A 25481-nucleotide genomic window follows, 5' to 3' on the forward strand; every position below is an offset into this window, starting at 1 on the left:
AACCTCTTTGCGCTTACGCGCGTTCCAGCGCCAGTGCCACGCCTTGGCCGCCGCCGATGCACAGGGTCGCGAGCCCCTTTTTCGCATCACGCTTGATCATTTCGTGCAGCAACGTCACCAGCACACGGCAGCCCGACGCACCGATCGGGTGACCGAGGGCGATGGCGCCGCCGTTGACGTTGACCTTGTCCAGATCCCATTGCAGATCCTTGGCCACTGCCAGCGATTGCGCGGCGAAGGCTTCGTTGGCTTCGATCAGATCAAGCTGGCCGATGCTCCAGCCGGCCTTGTCCAGGCAGCGACGAGTGGCGGAAACCGGGCCGATGCCCATGATCGCCGGGTCGACGCCGGCGTTGGCGTAGGCGGCGATTTTCGCCAGGACCGGCAGGCCCAGGGCCTTGGCTTTTTCGGCGCTCATCAAAATGACCGCAGCTGCGCCGTCGTTCAGCGACGAAGCGTTGCCGGCGGTGACGCTGCCGTCCTTCTTGAAGGCCGGACGCAGTTTGGCCAGGGATTCGGCGGTGGTGTCGCCGCGTGGTTGCTCGTCGACCTTGAACGCCACCGGATCGCCTTTGCGCTGCGGGATCAGGATCGGGGTGATTTCATCGACAAAACGACCGGCCTCGATGGCTGCGGCGGCTTTCTGTTGCGACGCAGCGGCGAAGGCGTCCTGCTGTTCGCGGCTGATCTCGTATTTCTCGACCAGATTCTCGGCGGTGATGCCCATGTGGTAATCGTTGAACGCATCCCACAGGCCGTCGCTGATCATGGTGTCGACGATTTGTGCGTGACCCATGCGCAGACCGGTGCGCGCGCCCGGCATCACATAATTGGCCAGGCTCATGTTTTCCTGGCCCCCGGCGATGATTACGTCTGCGTCGCCGCAACGGATCGCCTGGGCGCCGAGGTGCAGGGCCTTGAGGCCCGAACCGCAGACCTTGTTCAAAGTCATGGCCGGTACGGCGTGGGGCAGGCCAGCCTTGATCGCCGACTGGCGCGCCGGGTTCTGGCCGGCGCCGGCGGTCAGCACCTGGCCCATGATCACTTCATCGACCTGAGCACCGTCCAGACCGGTCTGCTCAAGCAACTGGCGGATGACCGCTGCGCCCAGATCCACGGCGGAGACGCTGGCCAGCGAACCCTGGAAACTGCCGATCGCGGTGCGCGTGGCGGCAACAATGACGACGTCTTGCATTTTCGAATTCCTCACTCGGCAGCGAACTGCATTTCTGGTACGTGATCCGGGACGATCAGCTTACCAGCGGTTTTGGCGACGATTTCCTCGACGCTGACGCCAGGTGCGCGTTCCTTGAGGACAAAAGCGCCATTTTCGATTTCCAGGTAGGCGAGGTCAGTCAGCACGCGCTTGATGCAGCCGGCGCCGGTCAGCGGCAGGCTGCATTGGCTCAGCAACTTGGACTCACCGTCCTTGGACGCGTGGGTCATGATAACGATGATGTTGTCGGCGCCGGCCACCAGGTCCATCGCGCCGCCCATGCCCTTGACCAGTTTGCCGGGGATCATCCACGAGGCGATGTTGCCTTGCACGTCCACTTCGAAGGCGCCCAGCACGGTCAGGTCGACGTGGCCGCCGCGGATCATTGCGAAGGATTCGGCCGAGGAAAAGATCGAAGCGCCGATCCGTGCGGTCACGGTTTGTTTGCCGGCGTTGATCATGTCGGCGTCGATGGTGTCTTCAGTCGGGAAAGGGCCCATGCCGAGCAGGCCGTTTTCCGATTGCAGCATGACTTCCATGCCTTCGGGGATGTAGTTGGCGACCAGGGTCGGAATGCCGATGCCGAGGTTCACGTAGTAGCCGTCCTGCATTTCGCGGGCGACGCGTTGAGCCATTTGTTCGCGGGTAAGTGCCATGTTCTTGTTCTCCGTCAGCCTGGATTATTTGCGGATGGTGCGTTGTTCGATGCGTTTTTCGAACGTGCCGCAAATGACCCGGTCGACGTAGATGCCGGGCGTGTGGATGTGTGCCGGATCCAGCTCGCCGGGTTCGACGATTTCTTCGACTTCGACCACGGTGATCTTGCCGGCGGTGGCGGCCAGCGGGTTGAAGTTCTGCGCGGTGTGGCGGTAGATGACGTTGCCGAAGTGGTCGGCTTTCCAGCCTTTGACGATGGCGAAGTCGCCGGTGATGGATTCTTCCATCAGGTACTTGCGACCGTGGAATTCACGCACTTCCTTGCCTTCGGCGACCGGGGTGCCGACGCCAGTGGCGGTGAAGAACGCCGGAATGCCGGCGCCGCCGGCGCGCATTTTTTCGGCGAGGGTGCCTTGCGGGGTCAGAACGACTTCGATGTCGCCTTTGAGCAGTTGCTCTTCGAACAGTTTGTTTTCGCCGACGTAGGAGGCGACCACCTTGCTGATCTGGCGGTCGGTCAGCAGCACGCCGAGGCCGAAGCCATCGACGCCGCAGTTGTTGGAGACGACGGTGAGGTCGCGGGTGCCCTTGCGCTTGATCTCGGCGATCAGGTTTTCCGGAATGCCGCACAGGCCGAAGCCGCCGGCGATCACGGTCATGCCGTCTTCAAGACCTGCCATGGCTTCCTCGTAGGAATACACGCGCTTGTCGAAACCTGCCATATGCACCTCTTTTATTGTTTGTCGGGCGGCTGGCTAGCCGAATGACTGGAGTGTCGCGCTGAAGGATATATTTGTTAAGTTGATTTTTAAGGTTGATTGATTGATAAAGCTAATTAAATGTCCGCCTTGGTCGGCGGACGGATGTTCAGCTTAGTCCGTCGAGTAACACAACCATGACCATCAAGCAGATCCGCGCCTTTCTCGCCGTGGCCCAGAGCCTGAGCTTCGCCGTGGCCTGCGAGCGTCTGCACCTGTCGCAGTCGGCACTGAGCCTGACCATCAAGGCGCTGGAAGAAGGCCTGGGCGGGCGCCTGTTCAGTCGCAACACGCGCAACGTGGCGCTGACCCCGGAAGGCGAATCGCTGCTGCCGCTGGCCCGGCGCCTGATCGCCGATTGGGACAACGCCGAAGACGAAATGCGCCAGCGCTTCAGCCTACAGCGCGGCCGGGTGACGCTGGCGGCGATGCCGTCGTTTGCCGGCAACCTGCTGCCGCCGATTCTCAAGACCTTCCGCGCGCGTTATCCGAACGTCAACGTCACGGTCAACGACGTGATCAACGAGCAAGTGCTGGAAATGGTCCGCGATCGCCAGGTCGAACTCGGCGTGGCCTTCGAGCCGATGCAGAACACCTCGCTGACGTTCACGCCGCTTTACCGGGATCGTTTCGTCGCCGTGGTGTCGCAGGATTCGCCGCTGGCTGATCGCAGTGACATTGATTGGCAGACCTTGCTGCAGGAGCCGTTCATCACCCTGCAACGACCGTCCACGGTGCGTGTGATGCTGGAAGAACACTTGCAGGCCCGGGGCATGAAACTGCCGGTGGAATTTGAAAGCCATCAACTGGCGACGGTCGGGCGGATGGTGGCGAGCGGGCTGGGCGTCAGTGCGGTGCCAGCCTTGTGTGCCGGGCAGATGCGCGAACTGGGCGCGCATTGCCTGACCTTGCACGAACCGGTGGTGGAGCGGGCGATTGGCGTGCTGACGGATCCGGGGAATGAATTGTCGGCGGCGGCGCAGGCGCTTTTTGACATTCTCAAGGCTGAACACTGACTTTGGGAGGTCGCTAAGTCAGACGTTCTGTCAGTAGCGGCAGCAACTGTTCGCACGACGCTTCAATCTTCAAATCCAGCAACTCATCCGCCCGCGTCTTCCCCAGATTGATCGCAATCAGCGGCTTGCCCCGATCCGCAATCACCCGGCACAGGCGAAACGCCGAATACGCCATCAACGACGAACCCACCACCAGCATCCCGGCGGCATTTTCCGCCAGCGCCATGGCCCGTGCCGCTGTTGGCTGTGCCACGTTCTCACCAAAAAACACCACGTCCGGTTTCATCCGTTCGCCTGCGCAATGCGGGCAATGCGGCACCTGAAAGCGCGCCTCGAAAGCCGGGTCGAGCAGGGTGTCGCCGTCCGGTGCCTGCACGGCATCGACGCCCGCCAGATACGGGTTCTGCGTTTCCATCAATTGCTGAATCGAATCCCGCTCGCTGCGCTGACCGCAATCCAGACACAGCACCCGGTGCAGGCTGCCGTGCAGTTCGATGACATCGTGACTGCCGGCCTGATCGTGCAGGGTGTCGACATTCTGGGTAATCAGGCCGCCGATCCGGCCGTGGCTTTGCAGACTGGCCAGCGCCTCATGGGCAGCGTTCGGTCGCGCCTGGCGCACCCGTGGCCAGCCGAGCATGGCCCGTGCCCAATAGCGCCGGCGCGACTCCGGGGCGGCGAGGAATTCCTGGTACATCATTGGCTGCCGGCCCCGGCGCACACCGTCGCTGTCGCGGTAGTCCGGGATGCCCGACGGCGTACTGATGCCGGCGCCGGTCAGCACAATAAAGTCGCCGTCGGCCATGATCTGTTGCAGAGAGTCGAGCGGGTCGGGGAGGGGACGGTCGAGCATGATCAGCGCTCCGCAGGCGGTAAGTGCCTTGCAGGTTAGCACCGACAGACGCCTCTTTTCAGAGGCGTCCGCTGCCCGAGGTTACTTGCGCGCCTCCAGAATCAGGTTGAACGGCGTCTGCGTCGCCCGCCGGAAGTGTTTGAAGCCGGCTTCGGTAAACACTTTACGCAGACGCAACTCGCCCGCCTGGGCACCGAGGCCGAGACCCACTTCCTGGGACAGCGAATTTGGTGTGCAGATGAACGTTGACGCTGCATAAAACAAGCGCCCGACCGGTGTGATGTTTTCGTCCAAGGTGTCGTTGGCAAACGGCTCGACCAGCAGCACCGTGCCGTCGTCTTTCAGGGATTCAAAGGCGTGTTTGGCAGCGCCGACCGGATCGCCCATGTCGTGCAGGCAGTCGAAATAGCAGATCAGGTCATAGTCATCGCCGGGGTAGCTTTTCGCCGTGCCCTGGAAGAACCGCGCGCGACTGCTGACGCCGCCTTCTTCGGCCCGTTGGGTGGCGACGGTGATCGAAGGCGCGTGATAGTCGTAGCCGACGAATCGCGAGTTGGGATAGGCCTGGGCCATGATTACCGTGGATGCACCGTGACCGCAGCCGATGTCGGCGACTTTGGCGCCTGCTTCGAGTTTGGCCACCACGCCGTCCAGCGCCGGCAGCCACTCGGCGATCAAATGCCCCTTGTAGCCGGGGCGGAAGAAGCGCTCGGTGCCGGTGAACATGCACGGATGGTGATCGCCCCAGGGCAGGGCGCCGTTGCCGCGCATGGCTTTGACCAGTTTGTCCTTGTCATGGAAAAACGACGCCACCACGCCAAGCCCGCCGGCCACGTACACCGGCGAGTCTTCCTTGGCCAGGGCCAGCGCCTGTTCTTCCGGCAGACGGAATTTGCCGTCGAGGTGTTCCATGTAGCCGGACGCCGCATGGGCGCTCAGCCATTCGCGCACCAGTCGCGGGTTGCAGGTGGTTTTTGCAGCGAGGGATTCAGGGCTGATCGGCTGACTGTCGGCCATTGCCCGATAGAGGCCGAGTTCTTCGCCGACAATGACATTGGCCAGCATCGCCGCGCCGCCCATGTCGTTGACCAGTTTGCCCATGAATTCGTTGAGTCTGGCCTCGTCCATTTCATGTGCTCCATTGACAGGATCACAGTCCGGTGGCGTTGGGGGTCGAGGCATTCACCACCGGGCGGTGGTCGTGGAAACGGGCAGGGCGACACTGCTGTCCTGCGTCCCCCTCGACTGGGTACTGATTGAGTCTAGCCGCTGTTGGCGGCGGCGGGAGCGGTCTGCGTGGATTTTGAGGCTGTGAATCGTTGTGTATCGCGACGGTGCACTCTTCCACCTTAGCGTGGGCTCCCGAATTTGATTCCGCTAAGAGGCAAAGACAAAGCGCCGGCCCATGTCCGCCTGGAGCAAATGATGGGCGAAAAAAAACCGCCTTGCGGGGCGGTTTTTTAGCAAGCCTCAGATTGCGGCTGAGGCTTAGTGCGTCTCACCGGAAGCACTGGCGTAGAAGTCATGTTATTGAGCTTTTCCTATCCTTGCAACGTAATTTTTACCCACAATGAGTGGGTGTATTTGAGATCCTGGAACGTGTTTTCAGCACCTGATATAGGAGGGCAGTGCTGACAGAAATAACGGTTTACAAAATGCGCGCTTCTTTCATTTAAGAATCACTGGGCCGAGACTTACCACCTGCGATTCTGGGTTAATATGCCCGCGCTCACACCCTGGTGCAGCGGTAGGGTTTGGCTGGTGGCCTAACGGTTTCACGCCCTCTGACACGGTTTTGCATCCGTGCCGGAATGATGATTTGGAGGGATTTCAACCGGCCGCCTCACCGGAAGTACTGGCGTGTTCTTCCGAAGGTACGCGTGATCCGGTAAGTGCGCTGGAGGTTTGGCCCCCAACCTTGGAGGCCAAAACGTATGAAGCTTTTGTTGCGTACGTTGAGCCTCGTATGGAGATTGTTGAAAGCGTTTCGCTTTTACGAGTTCCTGCGAGACCACTTTGACGACCTAAAGTAACTGTCGTTGATGTGGGGGAAAGCCCGTGTCAGTTTCGGCTGATGCGGGTTTTTTTTTGCTTCATTAATCTGTCAAAAATGATAATTCAATCAGCTTGTTCTCGTGCGAAGGTAGGGCATTTCGCCGGCATCTGTAGGTGTCATCCGTAAGCTCTGGATATACAGGGTTGTATGTACAGTTTTTGAGTTGGTTTAAACCGATGAACTCGCTGTTCACGAAGAAGGCAGCGAGTCTGTATCCCACTGTGTACAGGCCCACCGCCGATACAAAACCCGCCACTTCCCGCGTATTGCCCACACAGCCGCGATACACCCGCCGGTTTTACTGAACCTGTCAGTCGCCACGCCCGGCGGCTCCTCAGTAGAGATCTTGCCCATGCAGATTCCCCACCCCACCTTGCAGGCCAGCGTCGGGCTTGGCCTGCGTCGCGGCTTGATGAAAGACCTGCAAGCCGCGCGCACCGGCGATTTCGATTTTCTCGAAGTAGCGCCGGAAAACTGGATCGGCGTCGGCGGTGCCCATGGCGCCGCGTTGCGCGAGCTGGCCGAGCGCTATCCGTTGTCCTGCCACGGATTGTCGTTGTCGCTCGGTGGCTCGACGCCGCTGGACGTGGGCTTTCTCCGGGAAGTGCGAACCTTTCTCGATCAGCACAAGGTGCCGCTGTACAGCGAACACCTGAGCTATTGCAGCGACGACGGTCATCTCTACGACCTGCTGCCGCTGCCGTTCACCGAAGAGGCGGTGCACCACGTCGCCGCGCGGATTCGCCAGGCCCAGGACATTCTCGGGCGGCGGCTGGCGGTGGAAAACGTTTCCTATTACGCCGCGCCCCGGCAGGACATGGACGAAGTGACCTTCACCAACGCCGTGCTGCGCGAGGCCGATTGCGACCTGTTGCTGGACGTCAACAACGTCTACGTCAACTCGATCAACCACGGTTTCGACCCGCAGACGTTCCTGGCCGCCATCGAGCCGGGCCGGGTGGTTGGCATGCACGTGGCGGGGCATTTCGATGAATCCGACACGCTGAAAATCGACACGCATGGCGCCTCGGTAAAGCCGGTGGTCTGGTCGTTGCTGGCCGACGCTTATGCCCGATTCGGCGCGCAGCCGACGTTGCTGGAGCGGGATTTCAATTTCCCGGCGTTTTCTGAATTGGTGGCCGAGCTGCAAACCATTCGCCGTCTGCAAATCGAAGGAGGCCCGCGTGGATAATCTTCTGCGGCAACAACAGGCGTTGACCCGCTACCTGCGCGATCCAGAGCATGAAATGCCGCCCGCCGACATGAACGCGGCGCGGGTCAATGTCTATCGCGATCTGGTGTTCAACAACGTCTCGCAACTGCTGGGCAGCACGTTTCCTGTGCTGATCCGGATCATCGGCCAGGAACGCTGGCGCACATTGATTCGTGGCTTCCTGCGGGACTACCGGGCGCAGACGCCGAAATTCGGCGAGATCGCCGAGGAGTTTGTCGGTTACCTCGCCTCGGAACCGGCCGTGTTGAGCGAGGGTGACTGGCCGGCGTTCCTGGTGGAGCTGGCGCATTACGAGTGGGTGGAAATGGTGTTGCAGCAGTCCGACGCCGAGCCCTTGCCTGCGAGTGATCCGGCGAAGTTGCTGGAGTGGCCACTGCAGGTTTCGGCGTTAGCCTGGCCGTTGGCGTACACCTGGCCGGTGCAAATCCTCAGCCCTGACCATCAACCGTCTACACCACCGGCCCAGCCAACGTTGTTGCTGGTAAGGCGTGCGGTAGATTTCAGTGTGAAGTTTTCCGAGCTGAGCCCGTTGGCCTGGCGGTTGTTGCAGCGCATTGGCGAGTTCCCCGCGCTGAACGGTCGTGAACAACTGGAAGGGCTGGCGATGGAGGCGGGTTTGCCGGTAACGGCATCGTTCATGGACAGTGGTTTGGCGTTGTTGCGGCAGATGCATGAGGACGGTGTGTTAGGCATTACATGATTTCGAAAACACCGCAAATCCTGTGGGAGATTCTATGTTGCAGGGGAACCCTGCAACCTTAAATTCGGTTGGTATTCGCTCTGGTTTTTCATGAGGGCGAATGCCACCCGGCAAAGCTTGCGGGCGAGGATGACCAAGGCTTGGGTTCTGGCTAGACCTCTTGCCAGATAGGACTCATAGAACGGTTTCCAGACAGGGGACCGACAAGCTGCCATAGCTGCATTGTGTGCAAGACGCCGTAATTCCCCGTCACCTTTTTTGCTCAAGTGGCGAGGACTGTGTTTCTTACCTGAGTCTTTTGCCTTCAAGTCCATTCCCAGAAAGGCGATGAACGCATCGGCGCTGGCGAACTCACCTCGCATGTATGTAGTTGCCAGGCCCGTTGCCGTGAGTTCACCAACTCCTTCAATCGCTTTGCAGCGTCTGATGTTTTCACTAATTCCGGCTTCTTGGCTGACTTTACGAAGCAACTCCTGAATGGCCTGATCCAGCTGTTTGAAATGCTTCAACCCATCGGCCAAAAGATCTTCAAGAAGAGGTTCGGTTGACCAGCTCAGCTTGATACTGACTCGGACCTTCATCAGCTGTGCACGCTTGTTAAGCAGACTTTTCAACACTGTGTAGTGCCGCGGTGGTGGGTTCCAGACCCGCAGCCGATGCTGTTCACTGGTTAGATAACGCGCCAGAAGACGTGCATCACAAGGGTCGGTTTTTGCACGCTGACCGATGCTTTCGCGGTAATGGCTCACCCGGTAAGGGTCCACGATGTAAACCCGATGCCCCATACCATGGGCCAGTTCGGCCGTGTCCAGGTGGTAGAGATTAGTGGCTTCCAGGGCGATTGAGCTTTGGGCGGGCAGGGTCTTCAGCCAATGACCTACAGATGTGCGGTCGTTGTTGATGGCCTGGATGATTTTCAGATCTTCGCGATAAACGACGATTTCGGCCTTGGCCACATCGACACCAATCACCGTTGGCGAGGTAAGGATTGTCATGACGAATCCTCGGAGCTAGGGTTTAAGAGCTTGTCGGGGTCTACCGTAGCGCTGGCTTGCCTCTATCGTCGGTTTTACCGATGAATTCCTTATCGGCGCTTTAGGTAGAAAGGGCGGGACGAGAAGTCTCCCACGGTCCGTACTGGCTAGAGTCGGAATCGAGCTTTTAGTCCCGCCCACCCCTTCAAGTCTAAACATACAAGCGGGCTTGGTCCGGGCGGCGATCCGACGAAGGCGCTTGTTCAGTCGATGAATATATCGACTCTACTGGCCTCTTCGCCGGCAAGCCCGCTCCCACATGGATTTATGTTTGCTTCAGGTGTGTAGCGGCAACTTCAGCTCCGCACACAATCCGCCACCTTCACGATTGCTCAGGGTCAGCGAACCGCCCAGCGCCAGCGCCAGTTGCTGGGCGATCGCCAGCCCCAGCCCGGTGCCGCCGGTGCTGCGGTTGCGTGAGTTTTCCACGCGGTAGAACGGCTCCATCACCGGGGCCAGCTCTTCTTCGGCGATGCCCGGGCCGCGATCCATGACCTTGATCGAGAGGCTGCTCTTGTCGCGTTGAATCAGCAGCTCGGCAGCGCCGGCGAACTTCAACGCGTTGTCGGTCAGGTTGACCAGCACCCGGCGCAAGGCGTGGGGGCGGGTATCGATGACTGCGTCACTCTTGCCGCTCAGTTGCACCTCCTTGCCCATGTCCTGATAGTCGAACACCAGGCTGTCGAGGAACGAATCCAGATTGGTGCGTCGGCTTTCCTCGGTCGAGCCGTGGATGCTGCGGGCATAGGCCACGCCTTCGCGCACCAGATGTTCCATCTCGCCGAGGTCGTTCCACAGTTTGTCTTTCTCGGCCGAATCGTCCATGAACTCCGCCCGCAGTTTCATGCGGGTGATCGGGGTTTGCAGGTCGTGGGAGATTGCCGCGAGCAGTTGCATGCGCTCTTTCAGGTACGCGGCGATGCGCGCCTGCATCGAGTTGAAGGCGCGGGCGGCGTAGGCCACTTCGTTCGGGCCTTTTTCGTCGAGGTTGATCGGGTGGGCGTTGGGGTCGAGGGTTTCCACGGCGTTGGCGAGGCGGGTGAGGGGGCGGATGGCGATGCGCACCGCCAGCCAGGTGCAGGCGAGCATCAGCGCCAGTTGCCCGAGCAATACCACCGGCAGCCATGGCGACAGCGGCACCATCGACGGGCGCACATCGATGGTCACCGGGCTGCCGTCGCTCAGGCGCAGGTGGCCCTGAAAGTGTTTTTTCGGGCCGGGAATATCGGTGAACGTCAGCGGATAGGCCTCGCCAATTGCATCGGTAATCGAGGTGACGGCAATCGGCACGTCCTGCGGGTCCAGCGGTGTGCCCGGTTCGCCCTCGCTCAGCAGATAGCCATAATTCTTGCGAGCCAGGCGTTTGAGCCACATCGGGCGTTCTTCGGCGGGCAGGCGGTCGAGGATGGCAATCGAGGTCGAAACGTCGGTTTCGAGGTTGCCGAGCATGGTGTTTTTCGCGCTTTCGTAGCGCTCGTAATACTGCGCGCCGAACGACAGCGCCTGAGCGAGGATCAGCCCGATCAGGAAAATCAGCGACAACCGTGAGGCGAGGGTGCGCGGCCAGTGCAGGGCGAGATTCATGCGGGGGCTCCGAGGACTTCGACCGGCAGCGAAAACACATAGCCTTCGCTGCGCACGGTCTTGATGTAGGCCGGTTCGCGGGCGTCATCCAGCAGGCGCTGGCGCAGACGGCTGACCAGCAGATCGATGGAGCGGTCGAACAGATCGGCGTCGCGGCCCTGGGTCAGATTCAGCAATTGATCGCGGCTCAACACCCGTTGCGGATGGTCGAGGAACACGCGCAACAAACGGTACTCCGCGCCACTGAGCGCGACCATGGTGCCGTCCTTGTCCAGCAGATGCCGAGCCGATGTGTCGAGCTGCCAACGACCGAACGCCAGCAGCCGGCCGCTTTCCGTCACCACCAGGTTCGGCGGCAGCATCCGTGTACGCCGCAGCACGGCATTGATCCGCGCCAGCAGCTCGCGGGCGGCGAAGGGTTTGGTCAGGTAGTCGTCGGCGCCCATTTCCAGGCCGAGGATGCGGTCGGTTTCATCATTGCGTGCGGTGAGCATCAGGATCGGCGTGGCCCTGTGTTTGCCCGAGCGCAACTCGCGGCACAGCAGCAGGCCATCGTCGCCGGGCATCATGATGTCGAGCACGATCAGGTCGACGGTGTTGGCTTCCAGAAAACTGCGCATCTGCCGGCCATCGGCAACCACCGTGGTGCGCAGGCCGTTTTTCTTCAGGTAATTGCCGACCAGTTCGCGAATCTCGCGGTCGTCGTCGACGATCAGGATGTGATCGACATGTTCCATGGGGCCAAACCTCAATCAAAGGGGATTGCCGGGCAGTCTATCGAGCCTGCGCGAGGCCGCCTGCCTGCCTTTGTATTGCAGTGTATCCAGCGCTGTGACGGATACACACCGACGCAAAAAGCGGATTTTTACAGGGTTTTGTATCGCTGTGTATCCCGGGCGCGCGCGGATACGTAGCGATTTATACACGGCATTTGCCGACACATGCGCGATACCTCGCGAGCTTTAAATGAGCTCCATCGAGGCAAGCACAGAACGCCTCGGCCCAATCAACGATTCAACCATTGAAGCCCCGAGGAAAACGCCATGAACACCAAGACCAAATCGATCGCTGCCGCTTGCCTGTTTGCCGCTCTGAACATCTGCACCCTGTCGGCCCGCGCCGAAGCCGATGTCACTCCGCAAACCTACTCCTACGGCAGCCACCTGGACATCCAGAAAGTGGTGTCGCTGAACCAGGACAACTCGATGACCTGCGGCATCGTCGACGCCCGCCTGACCTACCTCGACTCGGCCGGCAAGACCCAGGTACTCGACTACCGCAAATTCGCCGACGGCTGCAACGAAGACAACTGATTACCCACCTCTATAAAAGGAACATCGCCATGAACAACGTATCGCGCTATCTGACCGCTGTTGCCTTCTCCCTCGCCGGCGTCGCGGCCCACGCCAACGCTGCCGTCGAACAGAACAGCTGTGGCAGCAGCAACTGCTTCCAACTGGCTCCGGTGGCCAAGCCGGGCAGCGAAGGTTTGATCGCCGCCGACGGCGCCAGCCGCACGCCACAGGGCCAGACACTGGCCGCCGACGGTTCCAGCCGCACGCCACAGGGCCAGACACTGGCCGCCGACGGCTCCAGCCGTACGCCGCAAGGCCAGACGCTGGCCGAGAACGGTGCCAGCCGCACGCCGCAAAGCCAATGGCTGGAAAACCAGACGGCTTGAGGATTGAAGGGGGCTGCCCGTAACGGTCAGCCCCCGATCCAGTCGACAGACCACCCCTCATTCAAAAGGTGAACCTCATGTTTCTCATCGCGTTCCTGGGCGGTCTGTTGACTGTCCTCAGCCCGTGCATTTTGCCGGTGGTGCCGTTTCTGTTCGCCGGAGCCGACCGCACCCGTTCTTCGATCCTGCTGACCCTCGGCGGCATGGCCCTGACCTTCGCCCTGATCTCCAGTCTGGCGGTGGTCAGCAGCGAGTGGGTGATCCAGGCCAGCAACACCGGTCGCCACATTGCGTTGGCGGTAATGGTGCTGTTTGCGCTGTCGCTGATTTCCGCGCGCATCGGTGACTGGCTGGCGCGGCCCTTTGTGCTGCTGGGCAATCGCCTCGACCCCGACGCCCGGAAAAAGACCGGGCCCATGGCGTCGATCATGATCGGTGTCGCCACCGGTCTGCTGTGGGCGCCGTGCGCCGGTCCGATCCTCGGCGTGATCCTCACCGGTGCCATGCTGCAAGGCGCCAACGCCCAAACCAGCCTGTTGCTGCTGGCCTACGGCGCGGGCAGCGCGCTGTCGCTGGGAACGCTGATCTTCGCCGGTCGCGGTCTGGTCAACCGACTGAAACCGTCGATTCCTTTCACTGGCTGGTTCCGCCGCGGCGCGGGTGTTGCGGTGCTGGCGACGGCGGCGGTGATCGCCACCGGTGCTGACAACGTGCTGCTGGCCAACACCTCGTCCCAAGGCGTGGCATCGGTCGAGAAAAGCGTGCTGGAGAACGTGCCGAAAGTGGTGGACTACTTCGTCAGCAAAGTCCGTGCAGACTCGACTGAAGACGAGGCGAGCAAAGGCGCGATGCCGTCGCTGTCCGGTGCGGTGCAATGGCTGAACTCGCCGGAACTGACAGCCGAGTCCCTGCGCGGCAAAGTGGTGCTGGTGGACTTCTGGACGTATGACTGCATCAACTGCCAGCACACCCTGCCGTACGTCAAAGAGTGGGAGAAGAAGTACGGCAAGGACGGCCTGGTGGTGATCGGTGTGCACACCCCGGAATACGGCTATGAGCGGATCATCGACAACGTCAAGGATCAGGTGAAGAAGCTTGGCATCACCTACCCGGTAGCCATCGACAACAACTACGCGATCTGGCGCAACTTCGATAACCAGTACTGGCCGGCGCATTATCTGGTCGACGCCAAGGGGCAGGTGCGTTACACCCACTTTGGCGAAGGCAGTTATCAGGCGCAGGAGCAGATGATTCAGCAGCTGCTCAAAGAGGCCAAGGCGCCTGCTGCGTAAACCGCGAAACTCAATGGCTCACAGGTCGCGCACCATGAGCCATTGTTCGTTACCCCAGGCGTGAAAACGCTCCAGCACCGTCCAGCCGCGTTTGGCGTAATAGTCCTGTTTGCTCTGGGTGTGCAGATAGAAACGCGGCAGGCCCCGTTTTTTCGCCTCCTCAGCAATTCCCTCGATCAGCCTTGCTGCCAGACCCTGACCGCGTGATTCGGGGCTGACCAGCACACAGGCCAGCCACGGTCCGAGATCCGGTCGAAGGGCCAGATCCGCCCGGGCCAGTGCCGCACCGCCCAGCAGTCGATCTCCGTCCAGCGCAATCAGGCAACGCCAGTCGCCATTGGTCTGGCCCTCGGCAAATTCGCGCTGCCATTCGGCCAAAGGTTGCTCGGCATATTCGTAGTGAAACTGGCGGTGGATCCACGCCGCGTAAGTGTCGCTGTGCTGCAGGTGATCGGCGAGCCATTCGAGGCGCAAGGACATGATCGAATTCCGTTCCGGTGAGGGCCTGCATGAGAGCCGATCAGCCGGAGCGTTGGCAACCCCCCGACAGTGTTTCGGGGCCTTTACAAAATCCCGCCATTCATCGGCCAATGCCCGGTTTTACGGGCTCTCCGGACGATTGGCAGGGACGCCGGACAGCGCCCGCGCGATAGTGGGCGAGCAGGGCCGCCAACGGCTCTGACATCCATAAAAAGAATGCGAGGTTGCCATGCCGAAGTTCGTGATTGAACGCGAGATTCCAGGAGCCGGAAAGCTATCGGAGCAAGAACTCAAGGCCGTATCGCAAACGTCCTGCAACGTGCTGCGTGAACTCGGGCCAGAGGTGCAGTGGCTGCAGAGTTATGTGACTGCCGACAAGATCTATTGCGTGTACATCGCACCCAACGAGGAACTGGTGCGCGAACACGCAAGGCAAGGGGGATTTCCGGCCAACAGCGTGTCCCGGGTGACGAGCATCATCGACCCGACGACCGCCGAGTGACGTTTGACCCTTCTGCCGTGGAGCACCCATTCATGAGTACCCCCATTGATCTCACTGCCCTGAAGGAACGCCAGAAAGTCGCCTGGGCCAGTGGCGACTACGCCGTGATCGGCACCACGCTGCAAATCGTCGGCGAAACCCTCGCCGAAGCCTGCGACCTGCGCTGCGATGAAGAAGTGCTGGATGTCGCCGCCGGCAACGGCAATGCCACGCTGGCGGCGGCACGCCGTGGTTGTCTGGTGACGTCCACCGACTATGTCGCGGCGTTGCTGGAACGCGGCCAGGACCGGGCGCGCGCCGAGCATCTGGAGGTGACCTTTCAGGTCGCCGATGCCGAAGCGCTGCCGTTTGCCGATTCCAGTTTTGACGCAGTGCTGTCGACGTTCGGCGTGATGTTCGCCCCGGATCAGGCGAAAGCGGCCAAGGAGCTGGCGCGGGTCTGTCGCCGGGGCGGACGGATCGGCCTGGCCAACTGGACGCCAGAAGGCTTCGTCGGCCAGATGTTCAAGACCCTCGGCCGCTACCTACCACCGCCACCCGTTGCGCAACCGCCCTCGAACTGGGGCGCGGAAGCCTGGCTGCATTCGCATTTCGACGATCGCCAGTTTCAGTTGCAGGTGACTCGGCGCCACTTCAACTTCCGCTATCGCTCGGCGGCGCATTTCATTGATGTGTTTCGCCACTGGTACGGCCCGGTACACAAGGCGTTCGCGGCGTTGCCGCCGGAGAGCGGGCAGGCGCTGGAGACGGATCTGACGCTACTGATCGACGGGCTGAACCGGGCGGGGGCGGAATCGATGGTGGTGCCGAGTGAGTATCTGGAGGTGGTGATAACCAAACGCTGAGCGTCATGCAAAACAACTGTGGGAGCGAGCCTGCTCGCTCCCACAGGGATCCCGACAGGGCTTCTATTTCAGATGCGCGCTGTCAAACCACTCCAGCGCCGTGCGCCAGATGCAGATGCCGAGAAAGTATGCCGACGCCAGCAACCACAAGCCCATCACCAGCGGGTTGATCACCGGGTGATTCAGCACCAGCGACAGGCTGCACAACAGCCAGATCGCCGTCACCGCAATGTTGATCGGCATGAACCGGCGTACCCGGAACGGGTGGAGGAACTTCATGCGGGTCACGGTCAGCAGCGCCAGGCCAATCACCGTCAGGAAGGTGAGCCACGGCCCCGGATCGATGATGTACAGACACAACGCAACCACGTTCCAGGCGGCGGGGAAACCGACGAAGTAGTTGTCCTTGCTCTTCATGTTGACGTTGCAGAAGCAGAACAGCGACGACACCAGAATCAGCGACACGGTCAGCAGCAGGGTGTAGTCGGGCAGGGGAATGTAGCGATAGATGAACAGCGCCGGGATGAACACGTAGGTCAGGTAGTCGATCACCAGATCGAGGATCGATCCGTCGAAACTCGGCAGCACCGACTGCACGTTGACCTTGCGCGCCAGCGCTCCGTCGAGGCCGTCGACGATCAGCGCCACGCCCAGCCACATCAGGCAGTGGATCGGCTGGTTTTCCAACAGGGCAAGGGTGGCCAGGAAGGCGGTGACCACGCCGGTCGCGGTGAAACCATGGGCGCCCCAGGCCTTGAGCCTGGCGATGTGGACGGTCGATATCACGAAGGCGTTCTCCAGAAAGTGCAGCAAGCCGCGTAAACCCTTGGGCAGCAAGGGTGGCGACCAACCGGGTCGGGGTTGCAGCTATCGACCGGTCGGGCCGGGTCAAGGTTCACCCATTCGTGAAGATTAGCTGGCCGGGGAAAAATTTCTCTGGAGAATCACTCGCCCATGGCCACGTCAGCCCAACGGTGCTGGCGCAACGCATCAGGAGGACTATCGTTGCCTGACGCAGTCATACCCCTTTGCCTGAGGACGATGTCATGAACACCAGCGATCTGCTCGAACAACTGCTGCGAGGCCAGGCCTCGGCGGGACAACAAGGTGGCGCGTCGGCCGGCGGGGGAGCGGGTGGGCTGGGCGGGTTGCTCGGCGGTCTGCTGGGCGGCGGCAGTGGCGGCGGTTCTCCTGCCGGAGGGCTGGGTGGCCTGGGCGGGCTGTTTGGCGGATTGCTCGGCGGTGGCGGGGCGCTGGGTGGCGGTACGCCGCGTCGTTCCGGCGGCACCAACTACGCGGCACTGGCTTCGCTGGGCATGATGGCTTTCCAAGCGTATCAAGCCTGGCAACGCAGCCAGGCGTCCGCCGCGCCGCAGCAAACTCCGCAGACTGCGGACCTGTTGTCCGGCCCGCAAGTCGAAGAGCACAGCCACGCCGTTCTGCGTGCGTTGATCGCGGCGGCCAAGGCTGACGGGCGGATCGACGAGTCGGAAAAACACCTCATCAGCAGTGAAATCGGCAAGCACACCGATGACCCGAACCTGCAGCAATGGCTCGACGACGAGGTCGCCAAACCGCTGGATCCCACCGAAGTGGCGCAGGCGGCACAGAACGATCCAGCCATGGCCGCCGAGATGTACCTGGCCAGCGTGATGCTGGTGGACGATCAGCAGGACGCCGAGCGCAATTATCTGGATGAACTGGCGGCGGCGTTGCAGATCGACCCCGAGTTGCAGGTTCACCTCGAACAGCAGGCCAAAGGCATGGCCTGACCCTCTCACCTCACAGCCTTCGACCGTTCCGTTCAAGCAAGGAGCGAGCCGAAGGCTCCGTCCGTCAGGGCAATTTTCAAGCCGATTGAATTTTTGACGCGCCAAGCCTCTCTGCTTCATTAGAGGCGAGTGACTGAGCGTCCTGCCAATCGATCGAGAATATTGCCATGACTGTCCTGACTCACCTGCAAGCTGGCCCCGCCCCATCGCGTCCGCTCGACTCTCTGACTGAGTTGCGGCGTATCCATGAAGCACTTTTATCCGAGGAACATCCGCAGCCGCTGGCGCGTGCCTTTCTGGAAGATCAACTGCTGCAAGCCGCGCAGTTGGAGGATGAGCTGCCATCGAACCCCGCGCAGTGGCATGCCTGGGTGGCCGAGCACTGTGCCGATGTCGCCCGGCAATACGCCGACTACCTGCAACAACGCAAGGCTGGAGGCGCGCGGCAGTTCTTCAGTTGCAAGGCTCATGCGCTGTATTTCCTGCAAGCGGTGGCGCCGACCAAACTGGTCGATGGCGCCTGGCTCTACGGCTTGCTCGGACAGTGGCGCGATCCGCGCTTCAGCAGCCTGATCAGCACTTATCTGGAAGAACTGGGCGAGGGCAATCCGGCCCAGAACCACGTCGTGATCTACCGCCAGCTGCTCGCCGAACAGGGCCTCGAGCCGAGCAGTCCACTGCCCGACGAGCGCTATCTGCAAGGCGCGCTGCAGTTGGCCCTGGGTGCCGGCGGCATGGATTTTTTGCCGGAGGTGATCGGTTACAACCTTGGCTACGAACAACTGCCCTTGCACCTGTTGATCAGCAGTTACGAGCTCAGTGAACTGGGGATCGATCCTTACTACTTCACTCTGCACGTGACCATCGACAATGCCAGCACCGGTCATGCGCAAAAAGCCGTTCAGGCCGTTCTGGATCTGCTGCCTCTGGAGGCTGATCGCCGCGATTTCCTGCGCCGGGTATCGCTGGGCTATCGGCTCAATGACCTGGGGCAGGGTAGCCGCGCAATCATCGAGGAGTTCGATCTGGAGCGCGAACTGTTGGCGATGCTTGAACGCAAGTGTCCGTTCGCTCAACACATGCACTCCGACTATTGCCGCTTCGAAGGCAAGACCGTCAATCAGTGGCTGGCCGATCCGCAGCAGCTGTCCGGGTTCCTGCAGGCCATGCAGGACAAGGGCTGGATCAAGCGCCACGAAGATCCACAGGGCAGCCGCTTCTGGCAATTGATCGATGGCGATGGCGCGGCGATGTTCGGCGTGTTCAGCGCCTATGAAAAACAACTGGTGCACGACTGGATTGCCGGTGACTGGATTTCTGCGGATAAACCCGTCGCGTTCCGCCGCCGCCCCTCAGTCCCCGCGCCGATTGAGGTGCCCGAGCAGGACCCCGATGTGCAACGCCTGAATGCGGCACTGCAAGGGCAGGACGCACACACCAGGTTCGCAACGTTGATCCCTTGGCTCGCGCCGGCCCGGCACGCGCATCCGGCCGGGCTGCTTGCCACTCGCCATTTCATTCAACTCAAATCCGGTCTGCGTTAAGGAAATCATCAATGAATCAGGAAGAACAACTGTCCGCCAACGATCTGGTGCTGCTGCAACTGGGGAGGCGCCTGCAGGCTGACGGCTATCGTTTCATCACTCCGACGCCGCTGACCCATCAACGGGTCAACCAGCGCGACGAAGGGCAGGCCGCCGATTGCCTGCGGGATGTGTTCGGATGGTCGCGCCCGTTCGAACCGGGCCTGCTGTCTGCCGATGAACAGCGACAATTGCAGGACGCCCAGGTGATTGATGCGTTCGACGGGCGCTTGAAGAGCCGGGTGCGCTGGTCGAGCTTGGATGACTTGCTGTTCGTGCATTCGGGGTTTCCCACGGATGCCGCCGATTCGGTGTTCTTCGGCCCGGATACCTATCGCTTTGCCCAACTGATCCACAGCCATTTGCAGCAGAACTTTGCGCCTATTCACCGGGCGGTAGACATCGGTTGTGGCGCCGGCGTTGGCGCAATCCTGATTGGCCGTGCCCGGCGCGAAGCGCAAGTGCTGGCGGTGGATATCAACCCCGCTGCGCTGCGCCTGACCACGATCAACGCGGCGCTGGCCGAAGTGGCCAACGTCGAGGTGCGCGCCAGTGATGTACTGCAAGGCGTCGATGGTGAATTCGACCTGATCGTCGCCAACCCGCCGTACATGGCCGATCCGGCCGGACGAGCTTACCGCCATGGCGGTGGGACGCTGGGGGCGGGGCTGTCGTTGCGCATCGTCGAACAGGCGCTCAATCACCTGACCCCCGGTGGTTCGCTGCTGCTGTACACCGGCGTGGCGATGGTCGATGGCCGCGATCCTTTCCTCGACACGGTATTGCCACGGCTGGATGAAAAACGGTTCGGCTGGACCTACCGCGAACTCGATCCCGATGTGTTCGGCGAAGAGTTGCTGAATCCCGGCTATCAGCGCGTCGACCGGATTGCCGTGGTCGCGCTGACGGTGACTCGAACAGGTTGAAACAAGGCAGGTGCAGGATGAGCAGGAATCTCGACGACTACAACCGGATGCGCGACTTCTCGGCGACATCCGAGCCGGCAGCCGACCACCGGCGGGGCAAGAAGCCCGGCGGTGAGCAGGCTTTGCAATTCTGCATCCAGAAGCATGACGCCTCGCACCTGCATTATGACTTTCGCCTGGAACTCGACGGCGCGCTCAAGAGCTGGGCGGTGCCCAAGGGCCCGTCGCTGGATCCCAAGGTCAAGCGGCTGGCGGTGCACGTCGAGGATCACCCACTGGACTACGCGACGTTCGAGGGCAGCATTCCCGAAGGGCATTACGGTGCCGGCGATGTGATCGTCTGGGATCGCGGCGTGTGGATTCCGCTGGAAGACCCGGAGAAAGCCTACGCCAAGGGCAAGCTCAAATTCGAACTGCGCGGCGAGAAGCTCGCCGGGGTATGGAACCTGGTGCGCACCCACATGCCGGGCAAGAAAGAGCAGTGGTTTCTGATCAAGCATCAGGACAGCGCCGCACGCCCGCAAAGCGATTACGACGTGCTGGTCGCCGAGCCCGACAGCGTGCTCAGCGAGCGCACGATCGTCGACAAACCCCGGCTCAGTGCGAAGCAGGTCAAACCACTGAAAGGCCCGGCGAAAGCACCGCGCAAGCCAGCTTCGGGCAAACTCACTGGCGCCCACAAGGCGAGTATCCCGGCGCAGTTGAAACCTCAACTGGCGACTCTGGTGGAGAGCGCGCCGGAAGGGGATTGGCAATACGAAATCAAGTTCGACGGCTATCGAATCATGGCGCGTATCGATCAGGACCAGGTGCAGTTGTTCACCCGCAATGGCCATGACTGGACGCACAAATTGCCGAAACAGGCGCAAGCCCTGGCGGCGCTGGGCTTGGAGTCGGCGTGGCTGGATGGTGAGATGGTGGTCGCCGACGCGGACGGCGTGCCGGACTTTCAGGCCCTGCAAAACGCGTTCGATTCGGGACGCAGCGAAAACATCGTCTATTACCTGTTTGATCTGCCGTATCTGAACGGTGTCGACCTGCGCGAGGTGCCCGTGGAGGAACGGCGCGCAGCGCTGGCCACTGTTCTGAAAACCCATCAAGACCCGCTGCTGCGTTTCTCCGAAGCGTTCGACGAAACCCCGCAGGCCTTGCTCAACAGCGCCTGCCAGATGCGCATGGAAGGCCTGATCGGTAAACGCCTCGGCTCGTCTTACGTGTCGCGCCGCAGTAGCGACTGGATCAAGCTCAAGTGCAAGCATCGCCAGGAATTCGTGATCGTCGGCTATACCGATCCGAAAGGCGCGCGCAGTTCGTTCGGCGCGTTGCTGCTGGGTCTGCATGATCGTGACAGCGGCGAGTTGCGGTACGCCGGCAAGGTCGGCACGGGATTCAATGAAACCACCCTCAAGAGCATCCTCGCGCAGTTGAAACCGTTGCGAGTGAAAAAACCGGCAGTGGCCAACCCGCCCACGGGGTTCGAGGCCAAGGGTGTGCACTGGCTCAAGCCGAGTCTGCTGGCGGAAGTAGCGTTTGCCGAAATGACCCAGGACGGCTCGGCGCGTCACGCCGTGTTCCATGGCTTGCGCGAGGACAAACCGGCCAAGGACATCACCGAGGAGCGCGCCAAACCCATGAAGACTTCAAAGACTGAATCTACTGCACCGTCGCAATCCGGCCTGGCCGACGGCAAGGTGCGGATCACTCATCCCGACCGGGTGATCGATGCCAGCAGTGGCACCACCAAGATGCAGCTGGCCGAGTATTACGCCAGCGTCGCCGAATGGATTCTGCCGCAGCTCAAGGACCGCCCGGTAGCGCTGGTGCGCGCGCCGGACGGTATCGCCGGTGAGCTGTTCTTCCAGAAAAACGCCGAGAACCTGGCGATCCCCGGCATCCGCACGCTGGACAAGGAACTGACCGGCCAGCCGGTGATGCTGATCAACAACGCCGAAGCCTTGATCGGCGCGGTGCAGATGAGCACGGTCGAACTGCACACCTGGAACGCCACCACCACCGATCTGGACAAGCCCGACCGCTTTGTCCTCGACCTCGACCCGGACCCGGCGCTGCCGTGGAAAAGCATGGTCGAAGCCACAGCGCTGACCCTGACCGTGCTGGATGAACTGGGCCTCAAGGCGTTCCTCAAGACCAGCGGCGGCAAGGGCATTCATCTGGTGGTGCCGCTGACCCGCAAGCATGGCTGGGACGAGGTCAAGGATTTCAGTCACGCCATCGTCACGCACATGGCGAAATTGTTGCCGGAGCGTTTTTCTGCGGTGTCCGGGCCGAAAAATCGCGTAGGGCGGATCTTCATCGATTACCTGCGCAACGGCTTGGGCGCCACCACCATTTGCGCCTACGCGGCGCGTACCCGTGAAGGGCTGCCGGTGTCGGTGCCGCTGTTTCGGGAAGAGGTCGGCGAGATCAAAGGCGCCGATCAATGGAACGTGCGCAATGTTCACGAACGGCTGGCGGAAGTGGGGGATGAACCTTGGGCGGATCTGAAGAAAACCCGGCAGAGCATCACGGCCGAGATGCGCAAGCGGGTGGGCATGAAGAAATGATCAGGTGTCGCGCAGCAAGTCGTGGGCGTTGAGCAGATCGAAGGCGACTTGCGGATTGTTTTCCAGGCCACGGCGGATGGCGGCCGGGATGGTTTTTCGGGTTTTGCGGCAGAGCCCTGGAAGCTCTTCGACCTCGATTTCGATGCCGCCTCGCACAGTCCGCACTTCACCGAACTTTGGGGCGATCAGCACACGAATGCCTAGCTGATCGAACATCTTGCCTTGCAGCCGCTGGAGGTCGGCGAGGTCTTTGAGGTTTTCCAGTCGCTCGAGAAGACGCTTTTCTTCCTCGCGGGTCAGCAACAGGATGCGCACATCCGCGCCGGGCGTATCCAGCAGCGGATCACGCCCGCAGATGCACAGACCCGGCGGGCAAGGGGAGCGGAGTGAGGCGGAAATCGTCATGGCCTCCATCATAGAGGCCGTTCGACGGTTTTGCCCATGGTCGTTCGCCAGCCGTCCATCGGCAGGGCGTAACGGTGGCAAGTCCGTCAGCCACCATCATCGAACTTGCCGTGGTTACTGCGACAGACCTTCGTACTGAACCAGGATGGCGTTGGCCAGCTCTTCATCGCTGGCGTTCAGGCCAGGATTGTCCTGACGCACCTGCTGCAGTACCGATTCCAGGTACACGCCACGGATCGTTCCGCCGCTGGCGACGAATGCCGACAAATCGTCACGGGCCGGAATCACCATTTTGTGATCCTTGAACGTGGAATACAGCGAGGCGGAAACGCCGGCCGAAGTGGCGACATCCCCCGCATCCACGCGGGCGAAAGCCGACCCGAAAGGCAGGCACAGCATAAGAGACGAAACCAGTAGTAAACGACGCATAACGGTGTTCCTCCAGCAGCGTAAAGCGAAAAGGAAGTACCACATAATGTGAGAGGTGTCGGCGGGCACGGGAGTTCCGTAAGTCGGCTCAGGCGGTAGGGGGCGGAATGAGAACCGTCGCACAGTGCGGCATTTTTACCGGATGTAACGACACACGCTGAGACGCTCTAACGCAACGGGTTCATGGAAATAGGCTTAACTGAAGCGTTGAATGGCGCCGCGTGGCGCGACCTGGGAGGAAATCACGGTGTCGATCAAACTGCGTTTGGTGTTGCTGATTGCGACCAGCTTGCTGACGGCGCTGATTGTGAGCCTGGTCAGTTATGTGGGCAATCAGCGGATGGCTTCGGCGGTCAGTGATAACGGGGTCAGCATGAGCGCGCTGCGCAACCACATGGAAGCCGACATGATGCACGATGCCCTGCGCGCGGACGTGTATTCGGCGATGCTGGTGGGGCTGGGCAAAAGCACCAGTTCGGCGGACGAGGTGCGCAGTTCGGTCGAAGAGCATGCGGCGCATTTTCGCGAGGTGCTGGGTGAAAACCTCAAGCTGCCGGTCAATCCCACGATCAAGTCCGCGCTGGAACAGATCAAGCCCAGCCTCGACACCTACATCAGCGCCGGCGAGCAGATCGTCGGTCTTGCACTGGAAAATCCGGACAGCGCCCAGCAGCAACTGGGGACCTTCAATACCGCGTTCAGCCAGCTCGAAGAACAGATGGCTGCTCTCAGCGAGCTGATCGAAACCAATACCCGACACACCAGCGAAGGCACCGAGGCGGCGATCCACAATGCCAATATCGCCCTCGGCATTGTCCTGGTCGCCAGTCTGTTGCTGCTGTTGGCCCAGGGCCGGTGGGTGATCCTGAGCATCATGGGTCCGCTGAAATCCGCCAGCCGCATCGCCGAAAGCATTGCTCACGGCAACCTCAGCGAGCCGATCGCCGAACCGTCCGGCAAGGACGAAGCCAGTGCGCTGATCCGCACGCTGGCCACGATGCAGCGCGACCTGCGGGACATGATCGACGTGGTGCGACGCAACGCCCACGGCGTCAGCGGCATGAGTGAGCAACTGAGCCACGGCTGCCATCAGGTGGCCGACAGCAGTCAGCAGCAAAGCACCGCCGCCGGCACCATGGCCGCCGCCGCGAGCCAGATGACCGCCAGCATCGAGGAAATCACCCGGCACGCCGAGCGTGCACTGGACATGGCCAGCCAGGCCGAGTCACTGGCGAAGAATGGCGGACAGGTGATCCATCAGGTGGTCAGCGACATGGACGACATCGCCCGTTCCGCCCAGCAATCGGCGCAAGTGATCCGCACCCTCGATCAGGAGTCCGAAGGCATTTTCAACATCATCCAGGTGATCAAGAGCATCGCCGACCAGACCAATCTGCTGGCGCTCAACGCAGCCATCGAGGCAGCCCGGGCGGGCGAGCAGGGCAGGGGCTTTGCGGTGGTGGCCGATGAGGTGCGCAGTCTGGCTGCGCGCACCAGTGCGTCAACTCAGGAAATCGCCGCGATGGTCGCGCGCATCCAGAACAGCACCCGCGAGGCCGTCAGCAGCATGGAGGCGGGCGTCGCCCAGGTCGACAAAGGCATGGCGGTCACCGCCGACGTCGAGCGCGCCATCCGCGAAATCCTCGACGCCACCCTGAGCACCACGCAACTGGTCAACGACATCACCCGCACGATTGGCGAACAGAGTCAGGCGAGCAACGAGATCGCCCATCAGGTGGAAATGATCGCGGGCATGTCGGAGGGCAACAGCAAGGTGATCGGTCAGACGGCCAATACCACGGATGAGCTGTCGAGTCTGGCGGGGCGGCTGGCGCAGTCGGTGGATCGGTTTCGGTTGTGAGAGCAGGCTCTGCCGCCGCATTGGCGGCAGAAC

The 25481-nt window shown here is 61.3% G+C and carries 25 protein-coding genes; 13 read left to right on the forward strand and 12 right to left on the reverse strand.

What is annotated here, in order from left to right; all coding sequences use genetic code 11:
* Positions 1 to 13: 13 nt before the first annotated feature.
* Genes K3819_RS11745 through K3819_RS11755 form a run of 3 tightly spaced genes read right to left on the reverse strand, consistent with a single transcriptional unit; the run spans position 14 to position 2595 of the window.
* Positions 14 to 1195 carry an acetyl-CoA C-acetyltransferase gene (locus K3819_RS11745; RefSeq protein ID WP_039767824.1) on the reverse strand — a complete coding sequence of 394 codons (1182 nt, stop codon included), beginning with the start codon at positions 1193 to 1195 and terminating at the stop codon, positions 14 to 16.
* 11 nt (positions 1196 to 1206) lie between these two features.
* Positions 1207 to 1872, reverse strand: a complete 666-nt coding sequence (locus tag K3819_RS11750; protein ID WP_007956272.1) for a CoA transferase subunit B — start codon at positions 1870 to 1872, stop codon at positions 1207 to 1209.
* 24 nt (positions 1873 to 1896) lie between these two features.
* The gene (locus tag K3819_RS11755) at positions 1897 to 2595 is read right to left on the reverse strand and encodes a CoA transferase subunit A (protein WP_007956274.1); all 699 of its coding nucleotides are present in this window, start codon (positions 2593 to 2595) and stop codon (positions 1897 to 1899) included.
* A 173-nt stretch (positions 2596 to 2768) separates the two neighbouring features.
* On the opposite strand from K3819_RS11755, the gene K3819_RS11760 reads away from it, so the two are divergent.
* Complete coding sequence (locus K3819_RS11760) at positions 2769 to 3647, forward strand: LysR family transcriptional regulator (protein WP_221399358.1); 879 nt, start codon at positions 2769 to 2771, stop codon at positions 3645 to 3647.
* A 13-nt stretch (positions 3648 to 3660) separates the two neighbouring features.
* Here K3819_RS11760 and K3819_RS11765 read toward each other — a convergent pair whose 3' ends face one another.
* Positions 3661 to 4500 (reverse strand): NAD-dependent protein deacetylase, encoded by an 840-nt coding sequence (locus K3819_RS11765; protein ID WP_221399359.1) that lies wholly within the window; start codon positions 4498 to 4500, stop codon positions 3661 to 3663.
* Between the two features lie 81 nt (positions 4501 to 4581).
* Entirely contained in the window at positions 4582 to 5628 is a 1047-nt protein-coding gene (locus K3819_RS11770) for a class I SAM-dependent methyltransferase (RefSeq protein ID WP_085648848.1), read from the reverse strand.
* A gap of 1280 nt (positions 5629 to 6908) precedes the next feature.
* Between K3819_RS11770 and K3819_RS11775 the strand changes: the two genes are divergently transcribed.
* Entirely contained in the window at positions 6909 to 7748 is an 840-nt protein-coding gene (locus K3819_RS11775) for a DUF692 domain-containing protein (RefSeq protein ID WP_039767837.1), read from the forward strand.
* Positions 7741 to 8490 (forward strand): DUF2063 domain-containing protein, encoded by a 750-nt coding sequence (locus K3819_RS11780; protein ID WP_221399360.1) that lies wholly within the window; start codon positions 7741 to 7743, stop codon positions 8488 to 8490. The genes K3819_RS11775 and K3819_RS11780 overlap by 8 nt, the downstream gene beginning before the upstream one ends.
* A gap of 32 nt (positions 8491 to 8522) precedes the next feature.
* On the opposite strand, the gene K3819_RS11785 is transcribed toward K3819_RS11780, so the two are convergent.
* The 3 genes from K3819_RS11785 to K3819_RS11795 form a co-directional block, all read right to left on the reverse strand.
* Complete coding sequence (locus tag K3819_RS11785) at positions 8523 to 9485, reverse strand: transposase (RefSeq protein WP_221397423.1); 963 nt, start codon at positions 9483 to 9485, stop codon at positions 8523 to 8525.
* A 315-nt stretch (positions 9486 to 9800) separates the two neighbouring features.
* The gene (locus K3819_RS11790; RefSeq protein ID WP_221399361.1) at positions 9801 to 11108 is read right to left on the reverse strand and encodes an ATP-binding protein; all 1308 of its coding nucleotides are present in this window, start codon (positions 11106 to 11108) and stop codon (positions 9801 to 9803) included.
* On the reverse strand, positions 11105 to 11845 hold the full coding sequence (locus K3819_RS11795; protein WP_007956289.1) for a response regulator: 741 nt from the start codon (positions 11843 to 11845) through the stop codon (positions 11105 to 11107). The genes K3819_RS11790 and K3819_RS11795 overlap by 4 nt, the downstream gene beginning before the upstream one ends.
* 306 nt (positions 11846 to 12151) lie before the next feature.
* Between K3819_RS11795 and K3819_RS11800 the strand changes: the two genes are divergently transcribed.
* The 3 genes from K3819_RS11800 (at position 12152) to K3819_RS11810 (ending at position 14081) form a co-directional block, all read left to right on the forward strand.
* The gene (locus K3819_RS11800; protein WP_221399362.1) at positions 12152 to 12421 is read left to right on the forward strand and encodes a DUF2790 domain-containing protein; all 270 of its coding nucleotides are present in this window, start codon (positions 12152 to 12154) and stop codon (positions 12419 to 12421) included.
* Between the two features lie 29 nt (positions 12422 to 12450).
* A complete protein-coding gene (locus tag K3819_RS11805; RefSeq protein ID WP_221399363.1) occupies positions 12451 to 12789 on the forward strand; it encodes a hypothetical protein in 339 nt (112 codons plus the stop codon).
* A gap of 77 nt (positions 12790 to 12866) precedes the next feature.
* Positions 12867 to 14081, forward strand: coding sequence for a cytochrome c biogenesis protein DipZ (locus tag K3819_RS11810; RefSeq protein WP_085613545.1), 1215 nt, complete (start codon positions 12867 to 12869; stop codon positions 14079 to 14081).
* An 18-nt stretch (positions 14082 to 14099) separates the two neighbouring features.
* Here the strand turns inward: K3819_RS11810 and K3819_RS11815 are convergent, their stop codons facing one another.
* Entirely contained in the window at positions 14100 to 14561 is a 462-nt protein-coding gene (locus K3819_RS11815) for a GNAT family N-acetyltransferase (protein ID WP_085613546.1), read from the reverse strand.
* Between the two features lie 229 nt (positions 14562 to 14790).
* Here K3819_RS11815 and K3819_RS11820 point away from each other — a divergent pair, with 229 nt between their 5' ends.
* Both K3819_RS11820 and K3819_RS11825 read left to right on the forward strand, forming a co-directional pair.
* A complete protein-coding gene (locus tag K3819_RS11820) occupies positions 14791 to 15063 on the forward strand; it encodes a DUF4242 domain-containing protein (RefSeq protein WP_064595343.1) in 273 nt (90 codons plus the stop codon).
* Between the two features lie 32 nt (positions 15064 to 15095).
* Positions 15096 to 15908: a class I SAM-dependent methyltransferase gene (locus K3819_RS11825; RefSeq protein WP_103387128.1), complete on the forward strand. Its 813-nt coding sequence runs from the start codon at positions 15096 to 15098 to the stop codon at positions 15906 to 15908.
* 63 nt (positions 15909 to 15971) lie between these two features.
* Here K3819_RS11825 and pcsA read toward each other — a convergent pair whose 3' ends face one another.
* On the reverse strand, positions 15972 to 16694 hold the full coding sequence (pcsA, locus tag K3819_RS11830; RefSeq protein ID WP_039767868.1) for a phosphatidylcholine synthase: 723 nt from the start codon (positions 16692 to 16694) through the stop codon (positions 15972 to 15974).
* 260 nt (positions 16695 to 16954) lie between these two features.
* Here pcsA and K3819_RS11835 point away from each other — a divergent pair, with 260 nt between their 5' ends.
* From K3819_RS11835 to ligD, 4 genes are all read left to right on the forward strand, one after another.
* Positions 16955 to 17680, forward strand: coding sequence for a tellurite resistance TerB family protein (locus K3819_RS11835; RefSeq protein WP_221399364.1), 726 nt, complete (start codon positions 16955 to 16957; stop codon positions 17678 to 17680).
* Between the two features lie 167 nt (positions 17681 to 17847).
* The gene (locus K3819_RS11840) at positions 17848 to 19224 is read left to right on the forward strand and encodes an iron-containing redox enzyme family protein (RefSeq protein ID WP_221399365.1); all 1377 of its coding nucleotides are present in this window, start codon (positions 17848 to 17850) and stop codon (positions 19222 to 19224) included.
* 11 nt (positions 19225 to 19235) lie between these two features.
* Positions 19236 to 20189 carry a methyltransferase gene (locus K3819_RS11845; protein ID WP_039770963.1) on the forward strand — a complete coding sequence of 318 codons (954 nt, stop codon included), beginning with the start codon at positions 19236 to 19238 and terminating at the stop codon, positions 20187 to 20189.
* Between the two features lie 17 nt (positions 20190 to 20206).
* Positions 20207 to 22753 (forward strand): DNA ligase D, encoded by a 2547-nt coding sequence (ligD, locus tag K3819_RS11850; RefSeq protein WP_221399366.1) that lies wholly within the window; start codon positions 20207 to 20209, stop codon positions 22751 to 22753.
* Here the strand turns inward: ligD and K3819_RS11855 are convergent, their stop codons facing one another.
* The gene (locus K3819_RS11855; protein ID WP_200889809.1) at positions 22754 to 23158 is read right to left on the reverse strand and encodes a hypothetical protein; all 405 of its coding nucleotides are present in this window, start codon (positions 23156 to 23158) and stop codon (positions 22754 to 22756) included.
* Between the two features lie 114 nt (positions 23159 to 23272).
* Positions 23273 to 23587, reverse strand: coding sequence for a DUF2388 domain-containing protein (locus K3819_RS11860; protein WP_011333537.1), 315 nt, complete (start codon positions 23585 to 23587; stop codon positions 23273 to 23275).
* A 247-nt stretch (positions 23588 to 23834) separates the two neighbouring features.
* On the opposite strand from K3819_RS11860, the gene K3819_RS11865 reads away from it, so the two are divergent.
* Complete coding sequence (locus K3819_RS11865) at positions 23835 to 25448, forward strand: methyl-accepting chemotaxis protein (protein ID WP_221399682.1); 1614 nt, start codon at positions 23835 to 23837, stop codon at positions 25446 to 25448.
* Positions 25449 to 25481: the final 33 nt, after the last annotated feature.

This window comes from Pseudomonas sp. 3-2, assembly GCF_019710535.1.
Classification (GTDB): domain Bacteria; phylum Pseudomonadota; class Gammaproteobacteria; order Pseudomonadales; family Pseudomonadaceae; genus Aquipseudomonas; species Aquipseudomonas pharyngis.

Bases quoted from the DNA above. Each gene is read 5' to 3' on its own strand.
- K3819_RS11765 (WP_221399359.1), bottom strand. From the start codon at position 4,500: ATGCTCGACCGTCCCCTCCCCGACCCGCTCGACTCTCTGCAACAGATC.
- K3819_RS11790 (WP_221399361.1), bottom strand. From the start codon at position 11,108: ATGAATCTCGCCCTGCACTGGCCGCGCACCCTCGCCTCACGGTTGTCG.
- K3819_RS11795 (WP_007956289.1), bottom strand. From the start codon at position 11,845: ATGGAACATGTCGATCACATCCTGATCGTCGACGACGACCGCGAGATT.
- K3819_RS11835 (WP_221399364.1), top strand. From the start codon at position 16,955: ATGAACACCAGCGATCTGCTCGAACAACTGCTGCGAGGCCAGGCCTCG.
- ligD (WP_221399366.1), top strand. From the start codon at position 20,207: ATGAGCAGGAATCTCGACGACTACAACCGGATGCGCGACTTCTCGGCG.
- K3819_RS11860 (WP_011333537.1), bottom strand. From the start codon at position 23,587: ATGCGTCGTTTACTACTGGTTTCGTCTCTTATGCTGTGCCTGCCTTTC.
- K3819_RS11815 (WP_085613546.1), bottom strand. From the start codon at position 14,561: ATGTCCTTGCGCCTCGAATGGCTCGCCGATCACCTGCAGCACAGCGAC.
- K3819_RS11805 (WP_221399363.1), top strand. From the start codon at position 12,451: ATGAACAACGTATCGCGCTATCTGACCGCTGTTGCCTTCTCCCTCGCC.
- K3819_RS11855 (WP_200889809.1), bottom strand. From the start codon at position 23,158: ATGACGATTTCCGCCTCACTCCGCTCCCCTTGCCCGCCGGGTCTGTGC.
- K3819_RS11745 (WP_039767824.1), bottom strand. From the start codon at position 1,195: ATGCAAGACGTCGTCATTGTTGCCGCCACGCGCACCGCGATCGGCAGT.
- K3819_RS11820 (WP_064595343.1), top strand. From the start codon at position 14,791: ATGCCGAAGTTCGTGATTGAACGCGAGATTCCAGGAGCCGGAAAGCTA.
- K3819_RS11785 (WP_221397423.1), bottom strand. From the start codon at position 9,485: ATGACAATCCTTACCTCGCCAACGGTGATTGGTGTCGATGTGGCCAAG.
- K3819_RS11840 (WP_221399365.1), top strand. From the start codon at position 17,848: ATGACTGTCCTGACTCACCTGCAAGCTGGCCCCGCCCCATCGCGTCCG.
- K3819_RS11800 (WP_221399362.1), top strand. From the start codon at position 12,152: ATGAACACCAAGACCAAATCGATCGCTGCCGCTTGCCTGTTTGCCGCT.
- K3819_RS11810 (WP_085613545.1), top strand. From the start codon at position 12,867: ATGTTTCTCATCGCGTTCCTGGGCGGTCTGTTGACTGTCCTCAGCCCG.
- K3819_RS11760 (WP_221399358.1), top strand. From the start codon at position 2,769: ATGACCATCAAGCAGATCCGCGCCTTTCTCGCCGTGGCCCAGAGCCTG.
- K3819_RS11845 (WP_039770963.1), top strand. From the start codon at position 19,236: ATGAATCAGGAAGAACAACTGTCCGCCAACGATCTGGTGCTGCTGCAA.
- K3819_RS11750 (WP_007956272.1), bottom strand. From the start codon at position 1,872: ATGGCACTTACCCGCGAACAAATGGCTCAACGCGTCGCCCGCGAAATG.
- K3819_RS11775 (WP_039767837.1), top strand. From the start codon at position 6,909: ATGCAGATTCCCCACCCCACCTTGCAGGCCAGCGTCGGGCTTGGCCTG.
- K3819_RS11825 (WP_103387128.1), top strand. From the start codon at position 15,096: ATGAGTACCCCCATTGATCTCACTGCCCTGAAGGAACGCCAGAAAGTC.
- K3819_RS11755 (WP_007956274.1), bottom strand. From the start codon at position 2,595: ATGGCAGGTTTCGACAAGCGCGTGTATTCCTACGAGGAAGCCATGGCA.
- K3819_RS11770 (WP_085648848.1), bottom strand. From the start codon at position 5,628: ATGGACGAGGCCAGACTCAACGAATTCATGGGCAAACTGGTCAACGAC.